At 61.0% G+C, this 20037-nt stretch carries 15 protein-coding genes; 9 read left to right on the top strand and 6 right to left on the bottom strand.

Features of this window, described 5'->3' with window-relative positions; translation table 11 throughout:
• Positions 1-1015: IS110 family transposase (locus tag A2J03_RS00220; RefSeq protein ID WP_442971305.1), on the bottom strand; the 1015-nt coding region annotated here is incomplete at its 3' end.
• 427 nt (positions 1016-1442) lie between these two features.
• Between A2J03_RS00220 and A2J03_RS31975 the strand changes: the two genes are divergently transcribed.
• Positions 1443-3956, top strand: a complete 2514-nt coding sequence (locus A2J03_RS31975) for a zinc-ribbon domain-containing protein (protein WP_082897489.1) — start codon at positions 1443-1445, stop codon at positions 3954-3956.
• The gene (locus tag A2J03_RS00210) at positions 3949-8097 is read left to right on the top strand and encodes an NACHT domain-containing protein (RefSeq protein ID WP_068368086.1); all 4149 of its coding nucleotides are present in this window, start codon (positions 3949-3951) and stop codon (positions 8095-8097) included. Before A2J03_RS31975 ends, A2J03_RS00210 begins: the two co-directional genes overlap by 8 nt.
• A 127-nt stretch (positions 8098-8224) precedes the next feature.
• On the opposite strand, the gene A2J03_RS29610 is transcribed toward A2J03_RS00210, so the two are convergent.
• Positions 8225-9946, bottom strand: coding sequence for an HNH endonuclease (locus A2J03_RS29610; protein WP_231912298.1), 1722 nt, complete (start codon positions 9944-9946; stop codon positions 8225-8227).
• Positions 9947-10220: 274 nt separating this feature from the next.
• On the opposite strand from A2J03_RS29610, the gene A2J03_RS00195 reads away from it, so the two are divergent.
• Positions 10221-10931: a DUF4190 domain-containing protein gene (locus tag A2J03_RS00195; protein WP_068368077.1), complete on the top strand. Its 711-nt coding sequence runs from the start codon at positions 10221-10223 to the stop codon at positions 10929-10931.
• A gap of 389 nt (positions 10932-11320) precedes the next feature.
• Here A2J03_RS00195 and A2J03_RS00190 read toward each other — a convergent pair whose 3' ends face one another.
• From A2J03_RS00190 to A2J03_RS00180, 3 genes are all read right to left on the bottom strand, one after another.
• Complete coding sequence (locus A2J03_RS00190) at positions 11321-11836, bottom strand: hypothetical protein (RefSeq protein ID WP_068368076.1); 516 nt, start codon at positions 11834-11836, stop codon at positions 11321-11323.
• Positions 11837-11898: 62 nt separating this feature from the next.
• On the bottom strand, positions 11899-13218 hold the full coding sequence (locus A2J03_RS00185; protein ID WP_068368074.1) for a flavin monoamine oxidase family protein: 1320 nt from the start codon (positions 13216-13218) through the stop codon (positions 11899-11901).
• 213 nt (positions 13219-13431) lie between these two features.
• Positions 13432-14070, bottom strand: a complete 639-nt coding sequence (locus tag A2J03_RS00180; protein WP_068368071.1) for a TetR/AcrR family transcriptional regulator — start codon at positions 14068-14070, stop codon at positions 13432-13434.
• Positions 14071-14170: 100 nt separating this feature from the next.
• Here A2J03_RS00180 and A2J03_RS00175 point away from each other — a divergent pair, with 100 nt between their 5' ends.
• On the top strand, positions 14171-15532 hold the full coding sequence (locus A2J03_RS00175; RefSeq protein ID WP_068368065.1) for a flavin monoamine oxidase family protein: 1362 nt from the start codon (positions 14171-14173) through the stop codon (positions 15530-15532).
• A gap of 323 nt (positions 15533-15855) precedes the next feature.
• On the opposite strand, the gene A2J03_RS00170 is transcribed toward A2J03_RS00175, so the two are convergent.
• Positions 15856-16869 carry a LacI family DNA-binding transcriptional regulator gene (locus tag A2J03_RS00170; RefSeq protein WP_068368062.1) on the bottom strand — a complete coding sequence of 338 codons (1014 nt, stop codon included), beginning with the start codon at positions 16867-16869 and terminating at the stop codon, positions 15856-15858.
• A gap of 147 nt (positions 16870-17016) precedes the next feature.
• Between A2J03_RS00170 and A2J03_RS00165 the strand changes: the two genes are divergently transcribed.
• The 5 genes from A2J03_RS00165 to A2J03_RS31390 form a co-directional block, all read left to right on the top strand.
• The gene (locus tag A2J03_RS00165) at positions 17017-18477 is read left to right on the top strand and encodes an APC family permease (protein ID WP_156520119.1); all 1461 of its coding nucleotides are present in this window, start codon (positions 17017-17019) and stop codon (positions 18475-18477) included.
• Positions 18474-18836 carry a hypothetical protein gene (locus A2J03_RS00160; RefSeq protein WP_068368053.1) on the top strand — a complete coding sequence of 121 codons (363 nt, stop codon included), beginning with the start codon at positions 18474-18476 and terminating at the stop codon, positions 18834-18836. The genes A2J03_RS00165 and A2J03_RS00160 overlap by 4 nt, the downstream gene beginning before the upstream one ends.
• 26 nt (positions 18837-18862) lie before the next feature.
• A complete protein-coding gene (locus A2J03_RS00155) occupies positions 18863-19603 on the top strand; it encodes an alpha/beta hydrolase (protein ID WP_068368048.1) in 741 nt (246 codons plus the stop codon).
• A gap of 32 nt (positions 19604-19635) precedes the next feature.
• Positions 19636-19758 (top strand): hypothetical protein, encoded by a 123-nt coding sequence (locus tag A2J03_RS31855; protein ID WP_269455165.1) that lies wholly within the window; start codon positions 19636-19638, stop codon positions 19756-19758.
• Positions 19755-20037, top strand: a 283-nt coding sequence (locus A2J03_RS31390; RefSeq protein ID WP_231912297.1) for a hypothetical protein, incomplete at its 3' end; no start/stop codon positions are given. The genes A2J03_RS31855 and A2J03_RS31390, both read left to right, overlap by 4 nt.

Raw genomic sequence — 20037 nt, 5'->3', positions numbered from 1 at the left:
CCACCGCACGTTTACCGCGTTCGTCGAAATGTTCCCACCGTGCGTGCAGCCGCCGGTTCGCTTGATGTCCTCGCGCTTTGGCTTTGGGAGTCGACGCCTTCCACCGTGCCACCAGTTCACGCCCCGGCCGATACGGCTTGCGATGATGCCAGGCAGCCTCGACCAGCAGTCGGCGTACGTGAGCATTGCCGGTTTTGCTGACACCGCCCTGCGACCGGGATTCACCGGAAGAATGCTCGGTCGGGATCAACCCGACGAACGCACCGATCGAGCGGCCGGTCAACCGGTCCCACTCACCGATCTCCGTCGCCAAACCGAACGCTGTCAACGTCGCCACCCCACGAAGGCACCCCAGCCGGGTCACCACCGGAGTGAACGACGAATGCGCAGCCATGTCCGCGATGGCGGTATCGAGACGATTCCGGCGTTCGGTGGTGGCGATGACGGTCTCGTAGGCGGTGTCGTAGGTGATCTGCAGTGCACGTGAATCGAACCGCTGGCGACGTAACCACAGATCGTGGGCTGCGGTCCAGGGTTTGCCGCCGCTGTAGATGATCCCTTGACGCAGCAGCACATGTGTCAGGCGATGCTGTGCGGACACCAGATCGCCGCGGCAGTCCTCCCTTGCTCGCACCAGATCACGAGCGGACTCCTGCTCGGTACTCGGAATCAGAACCGGCACAATAGAACTCAAATGAAGCAACCGAGCCAAATGCCGGGCATCACGGGCATCGGTCTTGATGCGGTCACCAGGGGGACGCTGAATTTTCGACGGTGCCGCCACCACACAATCGACACCGGCGGCCAACAGAAAACGGGCCAGACCGAAACCGGTCGGGCCCGCCTCGTAGACGACATGCACCAGTCCTGGCAGCGAACGAATCCACTCCAGGATTTCTTTGTGATCAGGCGACATGCGACGCTCGAACAACTCGCCCGTCTCGCCATCCAAACCGCACGCCACCACCGATCGTGCGTGCACATCCAAACCAACACTCGTACGATGATTCTTCACTGGGGCCTCCCACATCTGTGGCTCTACCGGCCAGGACCCACTCCTGTCGGCAACCCACGCTTACATGCGGAGGGGCCCCAGCCAAGACCTCCATACCGTCTAACTCCGAGAGCAGAGTATCTCCGGATTCGAGTGAGCAGCCGTCTGGCGTGACGTTTCGAGAGATGATCCCGACCTCTCCGCCCCTTGCTGCAAGCTCGACTCGTGCGGCGGGCAGCCCGATCAGACGTCCTAGCTCGGACGCCATCTTTTCTGACCAATCGTCGCACCGGCGATAACTTGCCGCCTTGATCGGTTTGAACAACCACCACGAGGACTGGCCGTCCTTTGGCGCGTCCTCCTGCAGCGCCACCCAGTCCTTTGGGTCGATACCTCGCGCTTCCTGACTGACCACCACCCACTCGGAGATATCCCAAACCGCGAACGGATGACCAAGCGTCGACGCGTCGAGGTGCACCACCAGATGATCGCACCTATCCGGGCAGATGAAGTGAGTCCACACCTGAGCTCTCGAATTACCGTTGACGCCCACTGTCGGTCCACGAACCGGACGCCGCCGTTCCAACGTCGTCGGTGGTCCGTGCTAAAAATGCCGTCTCGGAGTCCGAGCGGAAGGAAGTCGTTGCCCAGCACAGTCCCACCTCCAGGACAGTCCCTTGCTGACGTTCGTCCGCTCGTCGCAGGAGAGTGGCACCACAGCAGGAACGGACCTCTGACTCCCTTCGACGTCAAACCTGCCAGCGCAAAGCTGGTCTGGTGGCAATGCACCGAGGGCCACGAATGGCAGACCAAACCTCAGAACCGACTCAGGGGAGAACGCTGCCCGGAATGCTCCAAGAAACTCGCTGCGATCAAACGCGCGACCCCAGTAGCCGGAAGATCCCTGGCCGATCTTTATCCGACGGTCGCGGACGAATGGCACTCGTCACGTAATGGCACAGTCACTGCCCATGACGTGAACGCAGGCAGCAAGACCAAGCGCTGGTTCACCTGCCGAGTGTGCAACTTCGACTGGGAAACCGACCCCGACCATCGCACGCGCTCGAACCGCGGGTGTCCCAAATGCGCCCGCAAGAAAATCAGTACGGCGAAGTCCACACCAAGACCGGGAAAATCGTTCGGCGACAGGTGTTCACACCTACTCCCGGAATGGCACAACGAACGCAACGGCGCACTGACGCCCTTCGACGTCGCACCGAAAAGCCACCGAAAAGTGTGGTGGAAATGCCCGTTCGGACACGAATGGGAAGCAGAAGTTGCACCTCGAACCATCGGAGTGGGGTGCCCGAAATGCACCATCACCGGGGCCTCCGAACGACAACTCAGACTGGCCTACGAACTCGAGGCTGCTGGATTCGAGGTCGACCATAACCACCCACCGATCGCAGTCACCGGACGCAGCGCTGTAAGAGCCGACATCGTCATACCGAGCCGCCGATTGATCGTCGAGTACGACGGCGCTCACTACCACCGGGACGGGTACGACACCGACAGATTTCAAAGTGCAGCCTTGACGGCCGCCGGCTGGGTGGTCCTACGCGTGCGCGAGTTCCCGCTCGAATCAATTGGCGGATATCAGGTCTTGGCAGAGCCGGTCTGTTCGATTAAGTCACTGACCGACCGCGTCCTCGCCGCATGCGGCGAGCTCGGTTTTCACGCTTCTCGCCTCAGCTGGTATCTCGCTCAATCCGACTGCGTTGCAACGGAGTTATCGGATGCGGCCGTGTACCAGAATAGGTCGAACAGCGTTTCGACCGCTCTACCGGAAATCGCTGAGCAGTGGCATCCCAGCCGTAACGGCGATGTGACCGCTGACCGCGTCCACCCGGGTAGCAGCACTCGGTTCTGGTGGCTTTGCGACGTGTGTGGACACGAGTGGGAGGCAACTCCCGCGACACGATCGGCTGGGCATGGTTGCTCGGTGTGCGGTCATCGACGCGGCGGGAAGCTGCTTGCGACACCGTTGCCCGGGCAATCCCTCGCGCACCTGAATCCGGACCTCGCGCAGGAATGGCACTCACCTATGAACGAGAGCCTGTCCGCAGCAGACGTGAAGCCGTTCAGCAGTGCCGAGGTTTGGTGGTTGTGCGGCATGTGCGCTCACGTGTGGCGGGCCGCTGTGAGTACGCGAAGCAACGGGCACGGTTGTACCAAGTGTGCTGGCCGCGAAAACGCGAAGCGACACGCGCAACCCGCACTCGGTCAGTCCCTGGCAGACCTACATCCTGATGTGGCAAAAGCGTGGCACACGTCCAGGAACGTCGCCGTTACTCCGTACGACGTCAAGCCCTTCAGCATGAAATCGGTCTGGTGGCAATGCGAATCAGGACACGAATGGGAAGCGCCGGTTGCCGGGCGAACGCAAGGTTCGGGGTGTCCACCATGCGCTTTCGCCGCGCGCGGCCTCGCACGCTCGACCCCGAAGGCCGGAGAATCGGTCGCCGACAAATATCCAAATGTGGCGCGCGAATGGCACATCTCGCTCAACGAGGCCCTGACTCCCCACGACGTCAAGCCGGGCAGCAGTAAATATCCCATCTGGTGGACCTGCACCGAATGCGGACACCACTGGCAAGCCAAAGCGAAAGACCGATGCATCGGAGGCCGCGGGTGCCCACCCTGCGGGCGCAAGCGTGCCGGACTCGCGCGGGCCCTACCGAAACACGGACGTTCCCTCGCCGACCTGTATCCCGCGATCGCGCATCAATGGCACCCCACCAGAAACGGTGAAAAGCGACCCGAGACGACAAAACCGGGCTCCAGCACGAAAGTGTGGTGGCGCTGCGCGGAAGGCCATGAATGGCAGGCCATCCCGAAGTCGCGAACCGGTTTGGGGTCGGGCTGCCCTGTTTGCGCACGGGCACGACAGTCCGCCGCCCCATGTAAAGTCCCTGACACACCGCGAGGTATGCCCGACACCGAGGAAGACGAGAATGGCTGAAGCGGTCGCCATGCCCCGACGGCCCATAGAGCGATTCTGGGTACCCGTAGGTGCCAGCTACACGGTCACCTCCGAAGGGTGGTTGCAGCACTCCAGCGAAACCACCCTCTTCACTGTCGGCTCCGACGCCGTCACGCTTCCGCAGCTCGCGTCGCACCGATGCCTGGTGATGCTCGGCGAACCGGGCATCGGCAAAACCACCACGTTGCGACCCCACACCCCGCTACTCGACGAATCATCAACGGCTGCACGGCGCATGACCGTCGATCTCGCCGAGTACTCCAGTGAAGAGCGTGTCCTCCGAAAGGTGCTCGAAAGTTCCGAGATCGACGACTGGCTCGACAGCACCGACACCCTCTGCCTCACGTTGGACAGTTTCGACGAAGCGCACGCTCGCATACCCACACTGCACACGACTCTGGTCGGCTTCCTCAGGACCTGGGACCTCGCACGCTTGATCTTGCGGATCGTCAGCCGCACAGCAGAATGGCCCACTTCGCTGGCGACATCGCTCGACGAACTGTTTACCGAGGTAGGCACGTACGAGTTACTTCCCCTCCGCCGCGACGACGTGGCCGCACTCCTCCCGAACACCATCGATCCCGACCTATTTCTGAATGCCGTCGAACTCAGACACGTCGTACCACTCGCCGCACGGCCACTGACATTGCAACTGCTGACCAAGACCTACGAGAAGAACGGATCGCTGCCCGACCGGGCGACAGATCTCTACGAGACCGGATTGACTGCGCTGAGCGACGAGATGAACGCCTCGCGGCGCGACGCGCCAAGAGCAGCAACATCCACGCCGACCGAAAGACTGCAAATTGCCACGAAAGTCGCAGCGTACTCGGTATTTGGGGGCTACCCGACCGTCTGGACCGGGCCTGTCGTCGACGCCGAGCCCACAGATCTGACGGAAGGCGGCATAGCAGCGCACACCTCCGCGCCCACCTCAACAGTTGCCGATACCCTGGACACAGGGATCTTCAGCGGAGCCGGTCCAAACAGGCTCACCTGGGCTCACAGCACATTCGGCGACTTCCTCGCCGCACGGTGGATGATCTACAACAGTCTCGACGAACATCAACAACGGTCCCTATTACTGGCAGCGGACGGAAATATCAACCCCCGCGTTCAACAAGTCGCAGCCTGGGTGGTCTCGCTGGACCCACGCCAGGCCGACTGGCTGATTCCAGCCGATCCCGAAGCGTTCCTCCTCAACGTCGACCTCCCTAACGACGACACTCGCTCACTAGTCGTAACCGAGCTTCTGGCAGATGCGAAGGCCGGCAACCTATTCCACGACTACCAACGCAACCTGTCCAACGTGCGGCACAAATCGCTCGCTGCCCAACTCCGACCTGCCTTGGCTGACTCGAACGTCGAGGTCCGGCGACTCGCTGTCGACATCGCCCGACATTGCGGTACCTCGGAACTGGTCACAGAACTCGTCGCAATCGCCCTCGACTCAGGTGAAGAGCAGCGGTTGCGCGTAGTCGCGGCAATCGGCACCCACGAACTGGCACGTGATAACCCACTCGACGACCTTCTCCCACTCACCAGATCGCTGGCAGGCGAGTCAGACACCGTCGACAATGTTTCACGGGAACTTCTCGGTGCGGCGCTGCTCGCTTCCTGGCCGCATGCATTGTCGACGGCCGACGTGTTCTCCACGCTCGTCCCACGAGGCCCACGCAACGCGATCGATCTCTACTCCAGCTTCATCAGCGACCTCGCAGACTCGCTCGGACCTGACGACCTGCAACCTGCGTGTGCGTGGCTCATCGACAATGCGCGAAACTACGACGACCCCAGGATTAGCCTGCTCGTCGACGCTGTCGTGGCGCTGGCGATCAGCAACATCCCGAGCGCGGACGCGGTAGCCGCCCTCAAGGCGATCGCCTACGCCCGCGCCGACAACTACGACACTCTGTTTCCCGAGGGCAGTTTCGATAGAGCTTCAGAGATTGGTGAGCGGAATCGTCGCTTGCTGGCGCTTGCGTTGCTCGACAATGCCACGGACGAGCAAGTCTTTTTCATCGTTGATTCGCCGGGAATTCACGAGCCGTCCCTCATCGGAGCGAATGACTTGACGTGGCTAATCGCTCAGCACAGGGAGGCGACCGGAGGATCGAAAGAGACACTGGCGCAGGCGATCCACATCGTGTTCTCGCCGCAGGACCGCGAGCACATTGATATCGTGCTTGACCTGTCCGATGATGAGCCGGCGGCCGAAGTGCTTCGGTACTGGCGCGGGTCCGTTGTCATCGACTCGGCCGACGTATCGGTGTTCCGCGACTATGCTCGGCGGTCTTCGGAGAGGCGCGAACGTCGCGAGCGCAGCGAGGCCGACGCAGCGTGGATCAACCCCCGCATCAGCGAACTTGCGGAGAAAGCACGCGCAGGCGACGTCGGTGCGTACTGGCACGCGCAGTCCCTCCTGACCGCCAGGCCGGGAAGTGCGGTGCTTTCCGAGGTGTACGAGCCGGACCCAACCCGTCACCCACGATGGGAAGAGGTCGGCGAGGGAACGCGCGCGGACCTCGTCGCGGCATCGCCGGTGTATCTCGTCAACGGTCAATGCAGTCCCGAAAACTGGCTACATCAGCAGATTTTCCACGACCCCTCGATTGCGGGCTACCGAGCGCTCATCCTGCTCCTACGTTGTGAGCCGGATCAGCTGGAAAGGCTCGGCGGCACAGTGTGGAAGGAGTGGGCACCGATTCTCGTGTCCTGGGCCGCGAACGGCGCAAGGCCCGACGATAGGCGCGAATTGGTACGGCGCGCAGTGCCCCATGCGCGACCGGAGCTCACCTCAACGGCCCTTGTCGTCGTCGATCAAGCTGTCGAAACAGGGAGCCCGATTTTCCTTCGCGACGAACTCGACATTCTCTGGAACGACGACCTGGCGGCCGAATTGCTCGACCGCCTCGCTGGCAACGCGACTCAAACGGCTACCCGCGACAGCCTCCTGGACGCATTCAAAGCTCATGGCGCCCACCATGCGAGACCACTGCTCCACTCGCGGCTCGAACCGCACGAACGGGCCACACATACCGAACGCGCCCAGAGTTCGGCAGCATGGCTGCTCTGGAACGACGCAGCGGAGTCATGGCCTCTCCTGTCCCAGCTGATGAAGGACGACCCGGACACCATGAAGGCCGCACTCCTTCACGCCGGCCACCAATACGATCGACACGTACCCGATCTCAACGATGATTCGCTGGCCGACCTGTACATCTTCCTCTGCAGGCACTTCCCCCCGTCGCAGGATCCAGACCACGATGGGGTGCACTTCGTCGGGCCGCGCGAATCTCTCGCGACCTGGCGAAATGGAATCCTCGACGCCCTCGCAACGCGCGGCACCCAAACCTCCCTCGACGCAGTCAGGCGAATTGTCGCCGAACTGCCAGAACAGTCATGGTTGACCCATTCGCTTCACCGCGCGAGCCGAATACACCGCGATTTGAGCTGGACACCCGTCACCTGCTCCGAACTCGAACAGCTCGTACGGGACCGGCGCTCACGACTGATACGAAGCGAGGCGGACCTCCACGCAGCAACGCTCGACGCGCTCAAGGCGATTCAACGCACACTTCAAGGTGACACCCCCTCATCGCCGCTGCTGTGGGACACGTTTTCTCGACGACCCAAGTCTGAAGACGAAATCTCGGACTACCTAAGAACGGAACTGACGAACCGTCTCGGCCATCGCGGCGTAATCATCAACCGCGAGGTGCAGATTCGTCGTCAACCGACCGCAGGCATGGGTGAGCGGACGGATCTCAGGATCGACGCGAACCCGCTAACAACGTCGCAGTCTTTCGTCGAATCTGACCAGCTGACCATTGCCGCTGAGGTGAAAGGAAGTTGGAACAGCGGCATCGAGTCATCGATCAAGACTCAGCTCGTCGACCGCTACATGAAAGACCTCCACAGCTCACACGGGATCTACATAGCCATCTGGTTCGACCCCGAGTCGTGGAGTGACAAAGACGGAAGGCGTGCACGGTCGCAACGATACGGGGCCGCAGCGAACCTTTTCGAACGCCTCGATAAGGCCGCAGAAGCCGTTCGTCGCGGCGGCAAGACAATCGCAGTGGTCGTTCTGGACGCGTCGTTGAGCCGACCACAGTAGATATCTTCATGGTCTTCAAGCACGTCACCGGGCTTCGTCGCTCAGGAAAGCACAGAACTCTCTTGTAAACGGGATGGCGAACCAGCCGTACTGGACGGCTGAGACAAATTATGAGGCAGCGCGGCTCTCAGACCCACGCACGTGTCCTATTGCGTATGCACTGTCTGCATTCGGTCCCTCCACGGGCCCTGCGGTACGTGTTCTCCGGTGTCATGAGATGGCCATGCAGGCACACGCGTGGATTGCGTTCACATTCGAGTCGACACGTCAGACAGCGCCTCTTCGTTGAGGGCCCGGTCGGATCAATCACGAAGTCGTGCCCGTGGACTGGGGTGTGGCGCGCATTGAGTTGGCAAGTGAGACAGTTGCGTTGGCCGCGGCGAGTCACGACCGTGTTGGACAGGGTCAGTTCGTGGCCGTGTACGCAGTGTGTCTTCTCGGTTCGCGCGGCGAGACACGTCGAGCACCGGCGCTTGCGCGGATTCGGTGAGTTCGGGTCGGCGAGGAACGGGTGCCCCTGTTTGTCGACGTGGTCACGATCAGCGGCGCACTGTAGGCAGTAGCGTTTGCCGTCAACGCCAACGCGCTTGTTCTCCGCCGAGTACTCGTGACCGCGAGGGCACTGATCTATCCGTGACTCGCGTATCAGCCTGCAGGTGAGGCAGCGCCGGCGAACCACGCTCGGGTTGGTGGGATCGTCCACGAACTCGTGTCCGTGGACTCGGACGTGGTAGCGGTCGGTATTGCACTGCCTACACCGTCGGTGACCCTCGAGACCGTGGTATGTGTTTCCCTCGTCGTATCCGTGCCCACGAGGGCAAGCCACGATGCGTTCAGCGGCGCGCGCGAGGTTCACGGCGATGGTGACCGCTTCGAGGTGAGTGACGTTGCAGCACAGCCGCACTCCGCAGAGGTGATCGATGGTCCAACCTTCTGCAGATCCCGCGCCGTGGTGGAGTTCGTAGGCCAATCGGTGAGTCTGGATCGATCGACCGTGGCGCTTACGACCCGGTGTCGCGACGTAGGTACAGCCGTACCCCTGCGTCAGGGTCGGTCCGGTCCAGATCAGGCAGTCTTCGACGAGGCCGAACCTAACACGCCCGTACTCCGATACCGCCTGTGGTGTGACGCCTTCACGCAAGATCTGCGCCGGTGGTCTCACTGCCGTCTGCACCCCATGGCCGGCCAGGTAGTACAGGCCGGCGAACGTGGCGGAGACTGGTACCAGCGAGCCGCATCCGCAGCCGCATTTGGTGACCAGTGGATCGCTGAACTTCTTAACTCGGCGGTAGTGGACTTGGCACATCCGCCTGCTGACAGCGTCGCGTTCGCAGCCTTCAACGCAGCAGAGACCGATGTTCACGCGTGGGCGGCCAATAACTCGCCCATTCTCCGAAACCCGTTGCGAGACCGATCGAAGCGCCACCCGACCGACCTTTGGGACCGGAACTGTGCCCACATGCGGCCTCGGTGTTTCAGCGGTGTGTTTGCGCGCGTTGCAAGTCCAGTGAGCCGTCTTGCAGTTGCCCAAGGTGTGTGGGCCACCCTTCGACAGCGGGACGACGTGATCGACAACCGGCGCAAGCGGGTCGTAGGCACCGCCTAGTAGCCGTGTCCCCCGCAGGTTCTCAGGAACCTCATCGGTGCAGATGTGACAGCGCCACCGGTCGCGTTCGAATACCTCCCGAGCGATGACAAACTCTGCCTGGACACCGAACGCTATAGCTCGGTTGTATGCGTCACGAGCACGGATCAGTTCCTTTTTTCGTTGCGCCGTGTGCTCATTGCACCGCTGGCGGCGAGGGCCGCGGCCCGACGGACGGGCATCGAACTTTTTCGAGCAATCCACACACCGCGCGAACTCCCGTTCGACCACTGCGCAACTCCTTACTCGAACATAGTCGGCGCGGCCAATGAGGTTCTTTGGAATCTATATCAGCAGATCGACCCGAGCCAGGAAACGGTCTTTCGAACTTTTTGCGACCGAATTTGGGCCAGTAAGGAACAACCCCAGACCTCGTCACTCATTCGAATGATTACCGGTCAGTAGTTTGGCGAACGAGCAAGTCGGACTTATCGTCCACAGGTGCGCGCCTGTCCGGTTCGCGGCGGAAAGGTAAAATGTGTCGATACCAACAGAATATTGGTCGGAGTTCCGAGATGCGCCGGATCCGATCAACCCTTATGCCGTAATCTCCCTTGTCTCAGGACTTCTCGGGCTATTCCCCCTTGCAATCGTCTTCGGCATTCTCGCGTTCTGGCGGCCCGCCGGACGAAGGCTCGCTATCGGCGGCCTGGCCGTCGGCCTCCTCGAACTCGCGGCTGTGCTCATAGTGATCTTAGGCATCGGGAACGCCTTCACCAACGATGCAGACGACGTTCCCTTCGCCTCGTCCGGTCTGGCACTTCCCTCCAGCACGTCTTTCGTCCCAAGTACGGTCCCATCAACTACAGCCCAGGCGACAACACCGCCGTTCGTCGAACCGACCACGACCGTCCCCGCCCCTGCGCCTGCGCCTGCACAGGAGACGGTCACACTCGGCGACTACTGCTCCTCACGAGGGGCCTCCGCATCGACCGCCGACGGGTCGACGGCTTACTGCTCCCGGCTCGCCGGGACCGACGCCTACCTTTGGTCGCTCACCGACGGTGTCGCGCCCAATCCCGAACTGCAGCAGACTCAGAACGAGTCGACCGGATCGCTCGCCGCACCTGGAGACCCGTGCTACGACGACTCAGCGACGGCGACGGACGCAGGTGGCCGCGCCGTCTACTGCAACCCCACGGTGAACGGCCGCAACGCAGGCAATCTGGTCTGGCAACTCACGCCGTAGGCAACGGCTCCGGTCCCAACATCGGAAGCCTTCGAAGTCCCACGCCTACACAACAACCGCTAATCCGCCCGAAGCGTCAGCCCATGTAGCAATTCGGCTCTCAGCGGTCCGTTCGACCACGCCGGGCGACTCCGGGTTGATCGAACGGTGGGGAACACTCAAGCGATACGATCCCGGTATTTTCTCGGTTCGAGTTCCAATATCCCGACAGCCTGCTCGATCATTTTTCTCAGCTCGGTCCATACGACAAATCGCGTCGACGTCTCGTGGCGTCGGCGAGCCTGCCGACCGCTATGGGTCGCGATCCTTGCCGTTCCTGGGACCATTCAGCCGCTACGCCGAGAAGCTCACCCAGCATCGCCATCCGTCATGCTCGGATGTTGATGCTTTCAGGGTTCGCCGGTTGGCTTCGCGCCCTGTCCATCGTGAACGATGACGTGGGCGTCTTCAGTTGCTGTTGCGGAATCGTTGGCAGCTAGCGACCGTTCGAAGCCCTCTACAAAGTCGACACGCGCGCCATGCCGCGAGGCACCCCATGCGATCAGCCGCCAAACCCCCAGTGCCGCCAGTGACACCGCGCCGGTCAACATCACGATCACTGCCTGTGCGTCGGGTGGCGCGCTCAAGTCGTCATGGACTACAACCCCAAGTGCGAGCACGAGAAGGCTTACCGCACCGAGGTAGTTCCAAATGAACTGGAGCGGATGCTCCACACTCCAGTTTTTGAAGCGTTGCCAGTGCCCCGCCCTCTCGGCTTGTAATCGGGCTTCGATGTCGGCCAGCTCTTGCACGATGGCCCGATCGAGAACTTCCTGTGTGTCAAGGCCAGTGGGGACATCTTCGACTGCCGCGATCAGCGCGGTTAGTCGCTCGTGGGGAGTCGTGCGTGATGCACGCGCGGCCACTGTCGAGACAATGACAGCGGCAATGATCGTGCCGAGCGCAGGCGGACTGACGGGCTGAGGCGCTATCGCAGGCTGTCCAGAACCTGGCGAGCGGCTCGTTCACCAGATTGGATCGCGCCTTCGATGTAGCCGGCATGCTCGGTGGCGGTTTCGGTTCCAGCCCAGAACATGGTTCCGGCGATTGGTTCTGAGGGAGCCGGATAGATACTGTGCGTCACGTCCTTGCGGGGTAGAGCAGAATATCCGCCGCCGACGTACTCGTCGAGGTGCCAGGCTTTTTCGTGCCAACCTGCCGGTCTGCGCAGTCCTGGTAGTTTGGCAGCAGTGGCCAGGGAATTCAGTACCGCGTCCCTCCGTGCAGACGGGTTCATCGCGTCGAGGGTGCGCGCTTCTTTTCCACCTATGAGCATGCACAAGTGGCCGGGGCCGTCCGGCGGCGAGGTATCGAATACTGCACCGGCGGGCCGGTCCAGAAGCATAAATTCGGCATCCAATGATTCTCGCCAAAATGGCTCGTTGTAGACGGCGATTGCTTTGTAAACCGAACCCATGTAGCTATCATTGGATAGCTGGATCAGATCTCTCGGCAAGGGCGGATCGAAAGAGATGCCCTTAAGTCGCGGCGGCGGCACGCAGACGATGATTCTGTCGGCATGGACTGTGCCTGTGGACGACTTCAAAGAGATGCCGACATCGGTACGGTGAATTGATTGGACCGTGGTGTTGAGCAGCACGTATTTACCGAGTTCGGCCGCGATTTGATCGGTCAGCGTGCCAACGCCTTCGACGATGAGTGTCTCTTGGGCTCCACCCCTCGTTTTGGTCATTGCGGACAGTCCACCTTGGTCGCGGACCATGGCCGCGAAAGCACTCATGACGAACTGGTCCAGGTCGGCTGTGGTCGCCACTTCGATGGAGACCTGGAGGAGTCGGCGAGCGGTTGAGGAGGGAAGCTGACGTATCCAGCCGTCAATAGTAGTCGTCGACCAACTCTTGGGAGGCTTCAGTTTCGATCTCATCTCGAATCCGCCCAAAGCGATGAGAGCGACCAGAGACCCCAGTTGGTATGGGCTCACCGCACGGCCGTTGCGCACGATGACTGGTCGCGTCGGGGTGTGCATCGGAAACTGGTTTACGCCCAAGTCTTCGGCGAGATTCTCGAATCGGTTGTGCCCGTAACCAATCCACTGCCCGCCAAGATCCAAACGCGAACCCAGGACAGAGGTCTCAGACAAAACACGGCCGCCGACACGGTTCGCGGATTCGAGGATCAGAACATCGATGCCCTGACGACGCAGGTTGCGGCCAGCAATCAACCCGGCCATGCCTGCACCGACGATTGCGACCGTGGTGTGCTGCTCAGGCGGTGTGTGTGGGGACATGAGAACTCCGAACCGGGTCTACGAACGACATAATGCGCTGGCGTGTGCCGCCCTGGCATTACGGCGTGTGCTGATCGTCATGGTGGGCGCGTCGCAAACGGACGTTTGATAGATCGCCCGACGAGCTATGAGCACCGTGTTTGTCGGACAACCGTACGACAAACGATAAAGACCCGGAACAAATTGCGCAAGAGGTTCGTCACCTGTCGCGAATCACGCAGGCTGCGACCGGACGGGCTTAGGACGAGCGACTGGTTGCGGATCTGCGAAGAGGACGAGCATGTCGATCGCGTTGGTCAGGTCCCGCTGCGCTCTCTGCAGATCGGGACTGGCGACGTATTGGAGGATCAATCCGTCGATCTGCGCAAGCGCGATTCGCCCCAGCGAGTCGAACCCGACTGCGCAACGCTCCCCTGCCGCCTGCGCCGCGTTCTCACAGAACTCGGTCACTACAGCGCTGTATCGCTCGTATTGCAGCCGAGCGAGGTGGCCGTCGGAGCCGCTACGCAACGAATAAGTCATCAACTCGTACTGCATCGTTTGCAGCCCAACCGCGTGAGAAACGAGCTTGGTCCAGAAGTTGCCGATACCCAAACGCAGTGCGTCCTCGACACCGCGCGCAACACTGAGCTCCGCCCTCAATGCAGCGGAAATTTCGTCAATCACGGCGAGGATCACCGACCGGAGGAGCTGGTCCTTCGTCGGGAAGACGTAGTGCAGCGTCCCCAGCGGAATACCGGCACGGCTTGCGACCGCACGGAGAGTAGTCCGCGGGACGCCACTGTCGCTGAACTCAGCGATGGCTGCAGCGATGATCTGCTGCTCACGTTCAGACGCCTTGACGTACGCCATCGAACCCTCCTCTCTCTGCGATCTAAGCGCATCTGTTGCCAATCCTAGCAACTTGTACTACTTTTTTGTCGGACAACCGACCGACATTTAGGACGCCCCAATGAATGATTGCGACACAATGGTGATTGGTGCCGGACTAGCGGGTTTGACCGCCGCACGCACACTGGTAAAGGCCGGCCAGCGGGTAATGGTCTTGGAAGCTCGAGATCGTGTGGCTGGACGCAACCTCGGTGCATACCTGTCGAACGGGGTTCCGGTCGAGATGGGTGGCCAATGGATCGGCCATACGCAGACTGCAGTGCTCGCGTTGATCGACGAGCTAGGACTTGAGACATTCTCCACCTACGACAGCGGCGACGCTGTAACCCTTTACAGGGGTGCCGTCACGCGGTACTCCGACGAGACATTTGGACTGACAGACATAGCCGCCATCGAAGTTGGACGACTGCAGGCGCTTTTGGAGACCCTGGCAGAGACAGTGTCGTTGTCGTCGCCATGGACCTCAGCTCAGGCTGAAGAATTCGATCGCCAGACCTTGGACGAGTGGCTACGCGCCAATACAGGTAGTCGCGAGGCGCTGGACTTCTGGGCCGCCGTGGTGCCAGCTCTTTTCTCAGCGCAGCCTGCCGAGATGTCGTTGTTGCATTTCCTTTTCTACATCAAATCCGGCGGCATGATCGACTCTCTTGTGGCTACCACAGGTGGTGCCCAGGAATTTCGCGTTGCAGGCGGCACCCACCAGATCTCCGAGCGCATGGCCTCCCAGCTCGGAAGCGGTGTAGTCCGCCTCAGCACTCCGGTACACACCATCAGTCACGATCACCAACGCGTTCGCGTGAGCTTTGATAACGGAAACCTGACCGCTTCACGCGCCATAGTCGCGATCCCACCGACACTTGCCGGCCGCTTACGATATCAGCCTGCACTGCCGGGTTCACGAGACGGACTTACTCAGCAAATCCCGATGGGATCGGTGATCAAGGTCCAGGTGGCCTACCCCACGCCGTTCTGGCGCGACGCAGGACTGAATGGTTTCGCGTTCAACCTCGACGACGAACTGAGCATCACCCTGGACAACTCACCTGCCGACGCGTCGTGCGGAGTTCTGGTCGGCTTCTTCGAGGGTGCGCACGCGCGTACCGCCGCATCATGGACCCTTCAAGAGCGACGACAGTCCGCGCTCTCGACTCTGATCAAGCTGTTTGGCCCCGCCGCAGCACAACCGAGCGACTACCTCGAACACGATTGGATGGCCGAAGAGTACACCCGCGGATGCTACGGTGGCCGGTTGGGCGCTGGCGTGTGGACCCAATACGGCGAAGCGCTGGCCACACCGATTGGACGCCTGCACTGGGCGAGTGCAGAAACCTCCGATGTCTGGAACGGTTACATGGACGGGGCAGTTCGCGCGGGATATCGTGTTGCCGCTGAGGTTTTGGCGAGCGGCCACGAGAATGAGTGAGTCCTGGCTTTAGGAATACCAAGCGTCCGTACGGCAGCGCATCACCCGACTCGACGTTATATCGACCAACCGAAACGCTCGGAACGGACCCAAGCGGTTCTGACGCTTACGGACCGTCAGGCCCAGCTCAGTTTTGCCATCGCAGTGATCGTACGTTCTCGTGTGAGTTGGCCCCTTGGGGCGAGGTCGCAGTAGCTCAAGCAAGGCGATGAGCGACAACACTCATGACAACTTCCATAAGCTCGTCTCCGACCGCACCGTCGTCAAGAAAAACGTAGATGTCGTTGGAAGGTGCGTCAGCGCGAGGGGTGTCGATTCGATGCCTAGCGGCTCGACGATTCCCGGATCCGAAGAGTGGTAGGAACCGTGATCGACGACGGGGAATCTGAGATGAGAAGATCGATCGCCGAAGCGACCTGCTCACTTGCGTGCAATTCGAGCGCAGTGATCGGTGGGCGCGAATGCTGGGCCTTGAAGCCGTCGACATCTTGAGCGACAAGCAAATCTGCCGGAACACGCAGGCCTAGCTCGGAAGCGGCGTCGAGGATGCCGATGCCGAAGTCCTCGAACAGACCGACGATTGCGTCCGGGACCTCGTCACCCGTGAGGAGGTCGTACGCAGCAGCTCGAGCGGCACCGACAATCCCAGCGCGAGTGTCTTGTTCGACCAGGGCGACCGTTCGGAGGTCGAGTGAGCATCTGTTCGCGATTGCCCACTCGCGCGCCGCCTCAGTCGCAACAACCTCGTTATGCCATCCGCTATCGGTGGACAGAACAGCGATTCGCCGAGCTCCCATGGCTCGTAGATGTGACAAGAGTTTTTCGATACCGTGGGCCGTATCCGGTGTCACGGTAAACACGTCTGGATGGCCTGGGTCGAGGCCCATCGTGACGTACGGGATCGCACACTGTCGGAGCATCTCGATGCGTAAGTCCCCCCTCGTCGGCTCGAGTACCACTACCCCGCGCAGGCTGAACTTCATCAAGTTCATTGTCTCTACGAACGGCGGCAGGAGCGTGAGAGCCCCGCCATGCTCAAAGGCGGCCTGACTCGCCGTCAGAGCAACCTGCGAATACCAATCCGTGCTCATCAACTCGCCGATAGGCAAGCGGGCGATCGACGGAAATGTCAGCCCGACCACATCCGAACCACCGGCCACAAGGTGACGAGCTGCGCGGGACGGCACATATCGCAGTTGCGCGGCCACCTGCTGAACGTGACTACGGGTCTCTGCATCGACCCGCCCTTTTCCGTTCAAGGCGTGCGAAACCGTCGTAACAGACACTCCCGCTGCTCTCGCAACGTCAGTGATCTTCGCTCGACCGGCACCCGCCATGCACGTGACACTATCGCACCGCTTGACAGACGCCAAAACAATTTGGCAAACTCACCGACACTCGCCAAAACGATTTGGCGACGCTTGGAACTACTTCCCAACGGCGCGAAGACCTCCGAGTCACGATTGCTTCTGGAGGAGCACCCCATGGCCGCGATCGAGCACAACGCAGAAATTCCCGCACAGCCCTCTCGCCGACAAACCCTCGGCACCCCACACTTGCTCTTCTTCGTCGTGGCAGCTGCGGCTCCCGTGGGGTTCGTGCTCAGTGCCGTTCCCCTGGCGATCGGACGTGGCGGCATCGGCACGGTGGGCGCCTTCATCGTCACCGCTGTCGTCCTCTTGCTCTTCGCCGTCGGTTTTGTCGCCATGGCCCAACGGGTCCAACAGGTCGGCGGACTCTACGAATTCGTTGTCGAAGGCATCGGCCGGGTCCCAGGAGTGGGAGCCGCGTACGTTGCAGTGGCGACCTATGCCCTCGCAGCGATCGGTGCCACTGGTGCGTTCGCTGTCTTCGCGGACATCGCAAGTCAAGATCTGCTGGGCTTCGAGGCGCCCTGGATCGTATGGGCGCTCGGAGTTGCAGCATTGATGGGTGTGTTCGGCATCCTGAGGATCGAAGCCAACGCCAAGATCCTCGGGGCCATTATCGTCGTCGAGATCGCCATGCTCCTAATAGTGGCCTGCGTCATTGTGTGGCAAGGAGGGGCAGAGGGCCCCTCGATCGCACCTTGGCAACCGAAGGAAGTCTTCGGAGGGCACAGCGGTGCAATGTTCGCAGTTACTTTCGCTGCCTTCGCAGGCTTCGAGGCGACTGCAATCTATTCCGATGAAGTCAAGAACAAGCGTTCCATCGCACGTGCAACATTCCTCGTGATAGTGGCGCTGGCGGCATTGTATTCCTTTGTTACTTGGGCATTAATCACCGCGTATGGAAATATCGGTGCAGTCTCGGCCGCCGCCACAGATCCGACAACCATGTTCTTCACAGCGACTCAGACATATGTCGGCACCTGGGCAGTCAGAATATTCGAGGTCTTGATAGTTGCGAGCTGGTTCGCTTCCATCCTCGCGTTCCACAACGCCACCGCGCGTTACCTGGCAACCATGGGGTCGAACGGCATGGCCCCGAAGTGGCTCAACACAATTCGGCGGAAGTCGGGAACGCCATGGAAAGCAAGCGTGTCGCATACCGCACTGACTTTCGTCGTCATCACCGCTTTCGCGGTCTTCGACGGGGATCCCTTCCTCGATCTGTACATCCTTGGAAGCACCCCCGCCATCATCGGTATTCCTCTCCTCGAACTTCTGGCCGGCATCGCAATAATCTGCTATTTCTACCGTCGGACCCCATCCCGAACCAGAACCGTCGTCCTCGTCACCTCAGGACTGGCCGCCGCATGCCTGGCAGCAGTCATCGCAGCAATCATCGCAAATATCGAACTGTTCACCGCACGCACCGGCGCTGCCAACGTAATTGTTTCGGCCCTGATGTTCCTTCTCTTCCTCGGCGGGATGGCGTGGGCACTCCTCCGCCGCGATCACACAACCCCGCACAGTGCGCACCCCAGATCATCGCCAGATCAGCACAACCAGGAGTCTTCATGACCTACAACTCATTCGATCGCGGACGACATCCAGTAGGCGTACGCACGGACTCGTGGTTCGACGACGAGCGCAACCGCGAGCTACCCGTCGAAATCTGGTACCCGGCCACAGACGAAGTCCGCGGTCACGACCTAGACCCTCAACGACAGGATTCGTTCGCTCCAGGCTGGGTCACAGAGAACGACACGGACGTCGAGCTCTCGAAACAAGCAGCGATACGCAACGCACCCGCACTACCAGGACCCCACCGTTTGATTCTGCTGATCCGTGGTTGGGCCGGCTTCCGGCGCGAGTCGACGTTCATCGGAACCCACCTGGCCAGTCACGGATACATCGTTGTTCTCCGGATGTTGTTCTGAGCACGTACACCGACGTCGACGCATTCTTGTCGGCCCAGACGCAGCCCACCGACGCGCACGCGCTGCACCATCACCTGACAGCAATCGCAGATGCTCGGAAGGGCGACATCACTTTCCTCGTCGACCGAGCCGAAGCATCTCTCGATGTCGACGTCAGTGCGGTCGGTATCACCGGCGCAAGCTTCGGGGGCTGGAGGTCACTTCAAGCACCGGCGAGCGACGCCCGGATCGCAGCCGTCGTCCCCATGTGCCCCGCCGGCGGGCGCTCCCCCGTGGTCCCGAACGAATCCAACCTGTTCAGGGCACTTCTGGACCTGGACTGGAAGCAACCGGCTGCAACACTCCTACTCGCCGCCGATCGCGATGCGCTCCTGCCACTCGACGGTCAGCTGGAACTTCTCCGTCGTGTCCCTACCCATGATCGGCAAATGGTGGTGTTGCAATCCGCCGATCACAATCACTTCGTGGACGACATCGACACCGGCCAGGAGTGGCTGCGCGAATTCGCACACCGAATTGCCGCACTCTTCCCACAACGCGAATGCGGCAACTGGCCTCTCGTCGCCGCATCGGTCGTACCCGCGAACGAAATTGTCCCAGGTGCCGAGGCGCATCAGGCGTGGCGAGGTCTCATCACGGCACACATGGACGCCCACCTGAGATCGAACATCGAAGCACGAGAGTTATTGCACGGCAACATCAGCGAGGCGCTTGCCCACCGCGAGATCGGGGCTTTCGTCATCGATCCCCGGCCGGCTACGGCGTGAACTACGCACCCGGCGCTCTGAAAGGACGAGGCATGCCCCATAACGGTAAGCACCACAATGCGAAGATCACCGTCGAAGATGTCGGAGCGCACACCGGCACCGGCGTTGCGCTGCCGAAAATCGACCCGACACTGTATGCGCGAGTGATGCAGTGACCGAACAAGAACGAATCGGCTCGATTGTCGACGAAGCTTACGAATTGATCGGATTCGAGCCAGGAGAGCAGCCTCAATGGCAGGACTTCTGCCGGTTGTTCGTCCCATCTGCAACCCTTGCGCTCCGCGTCTTTCCACAGGACGACGCAATCACCGTGATGAGCCTAGAGGAATACAGTCGAGCGCAGATGCAACACAGCCTCAGCGACCACGGCTATACAGAGACGCCAACAACCCGAACCGTTGACATATTTGGCTCCGTCGCAGTAGTGCACCAGA

The organism is Rhodococcus sp. EPR-157 (assembly GCF_001647195.1).
Classification (GTDB): domain Bacteria; phylum Actinomycetota; class Actinomycetes; order Mycobacteriales; family Mycobacteriaceae; genus Rhodococcoides.
Note: the sequence above shows the minus strand (reverse complement) of the source record. Positions and strands in the feature narration are given on the sequence as shown.

Bases quoted from the DNA above. Each gene is read 5' to 3' on its own strand.
- A2J03_RS31975 (WP_082897489.1), top strand. From the start codon at position 1,443: ATGACCAAGCGTCGACGCGTCGAGGTGCACCACCAGATGATCGCACCT.
- A2J03_RS00210 (WP_068368086.1), top strand. From the start codon at position 3,949: ATGGCTGAAGCGGTCGCCATGCCCCGACGGCCCATAGAGCGATTCTGG.
- A2J03_RS00185 (WP_068368074.1), bottom strand. From the start codon at position 13,218: ATGTCCCCACACACACCGCCTGAGCAGCACACCACGGTCGCAATCGTC.
- A2J03_RS00180 (WP_068368071.1), bottom strand. From the start codon at position 14,070: ATGGCGTACGTCAAGGCGTCTGAACGTGAGCAGCAGATCATCGCTGCA.
- A2J03_RS00175 (WP_068368065.1), top strand. From the start codon at position 14,171: ATGAATGATTGCGACACAATGGTGATTGGTGCCGGACTAGCGGGTTTG.
- A2J03_RS00170 (WP_068368062.1), bottom strand. From the start codon at position 16,869: ATGGCGGGTGCCGGTCGAGCGAAGATCACTGACGTTGCGAGAGCAGCG.
- A2J03_RS00165 (WP_156520119.1), top strand. From the start codon at position 17,017: ATGGCCGCGATCGAGCACAACGCAGAAATTCCCGCACAGCCCTCTCGC.
- A2J03_RS00160 (WP_068368053.1), top strand. From the start codon at position 18,474: ATGACCTACAACTCATTCGATCGCGGACGACATCCAGTAGGCGTACGC.
- A2J03_RS31855 (WP_269455165.1), top strand. From the start codon at position 19,636: ATGCCCCATAACGGTAAGCACCACAATGCGAAGATCACCGTCGAAGAT.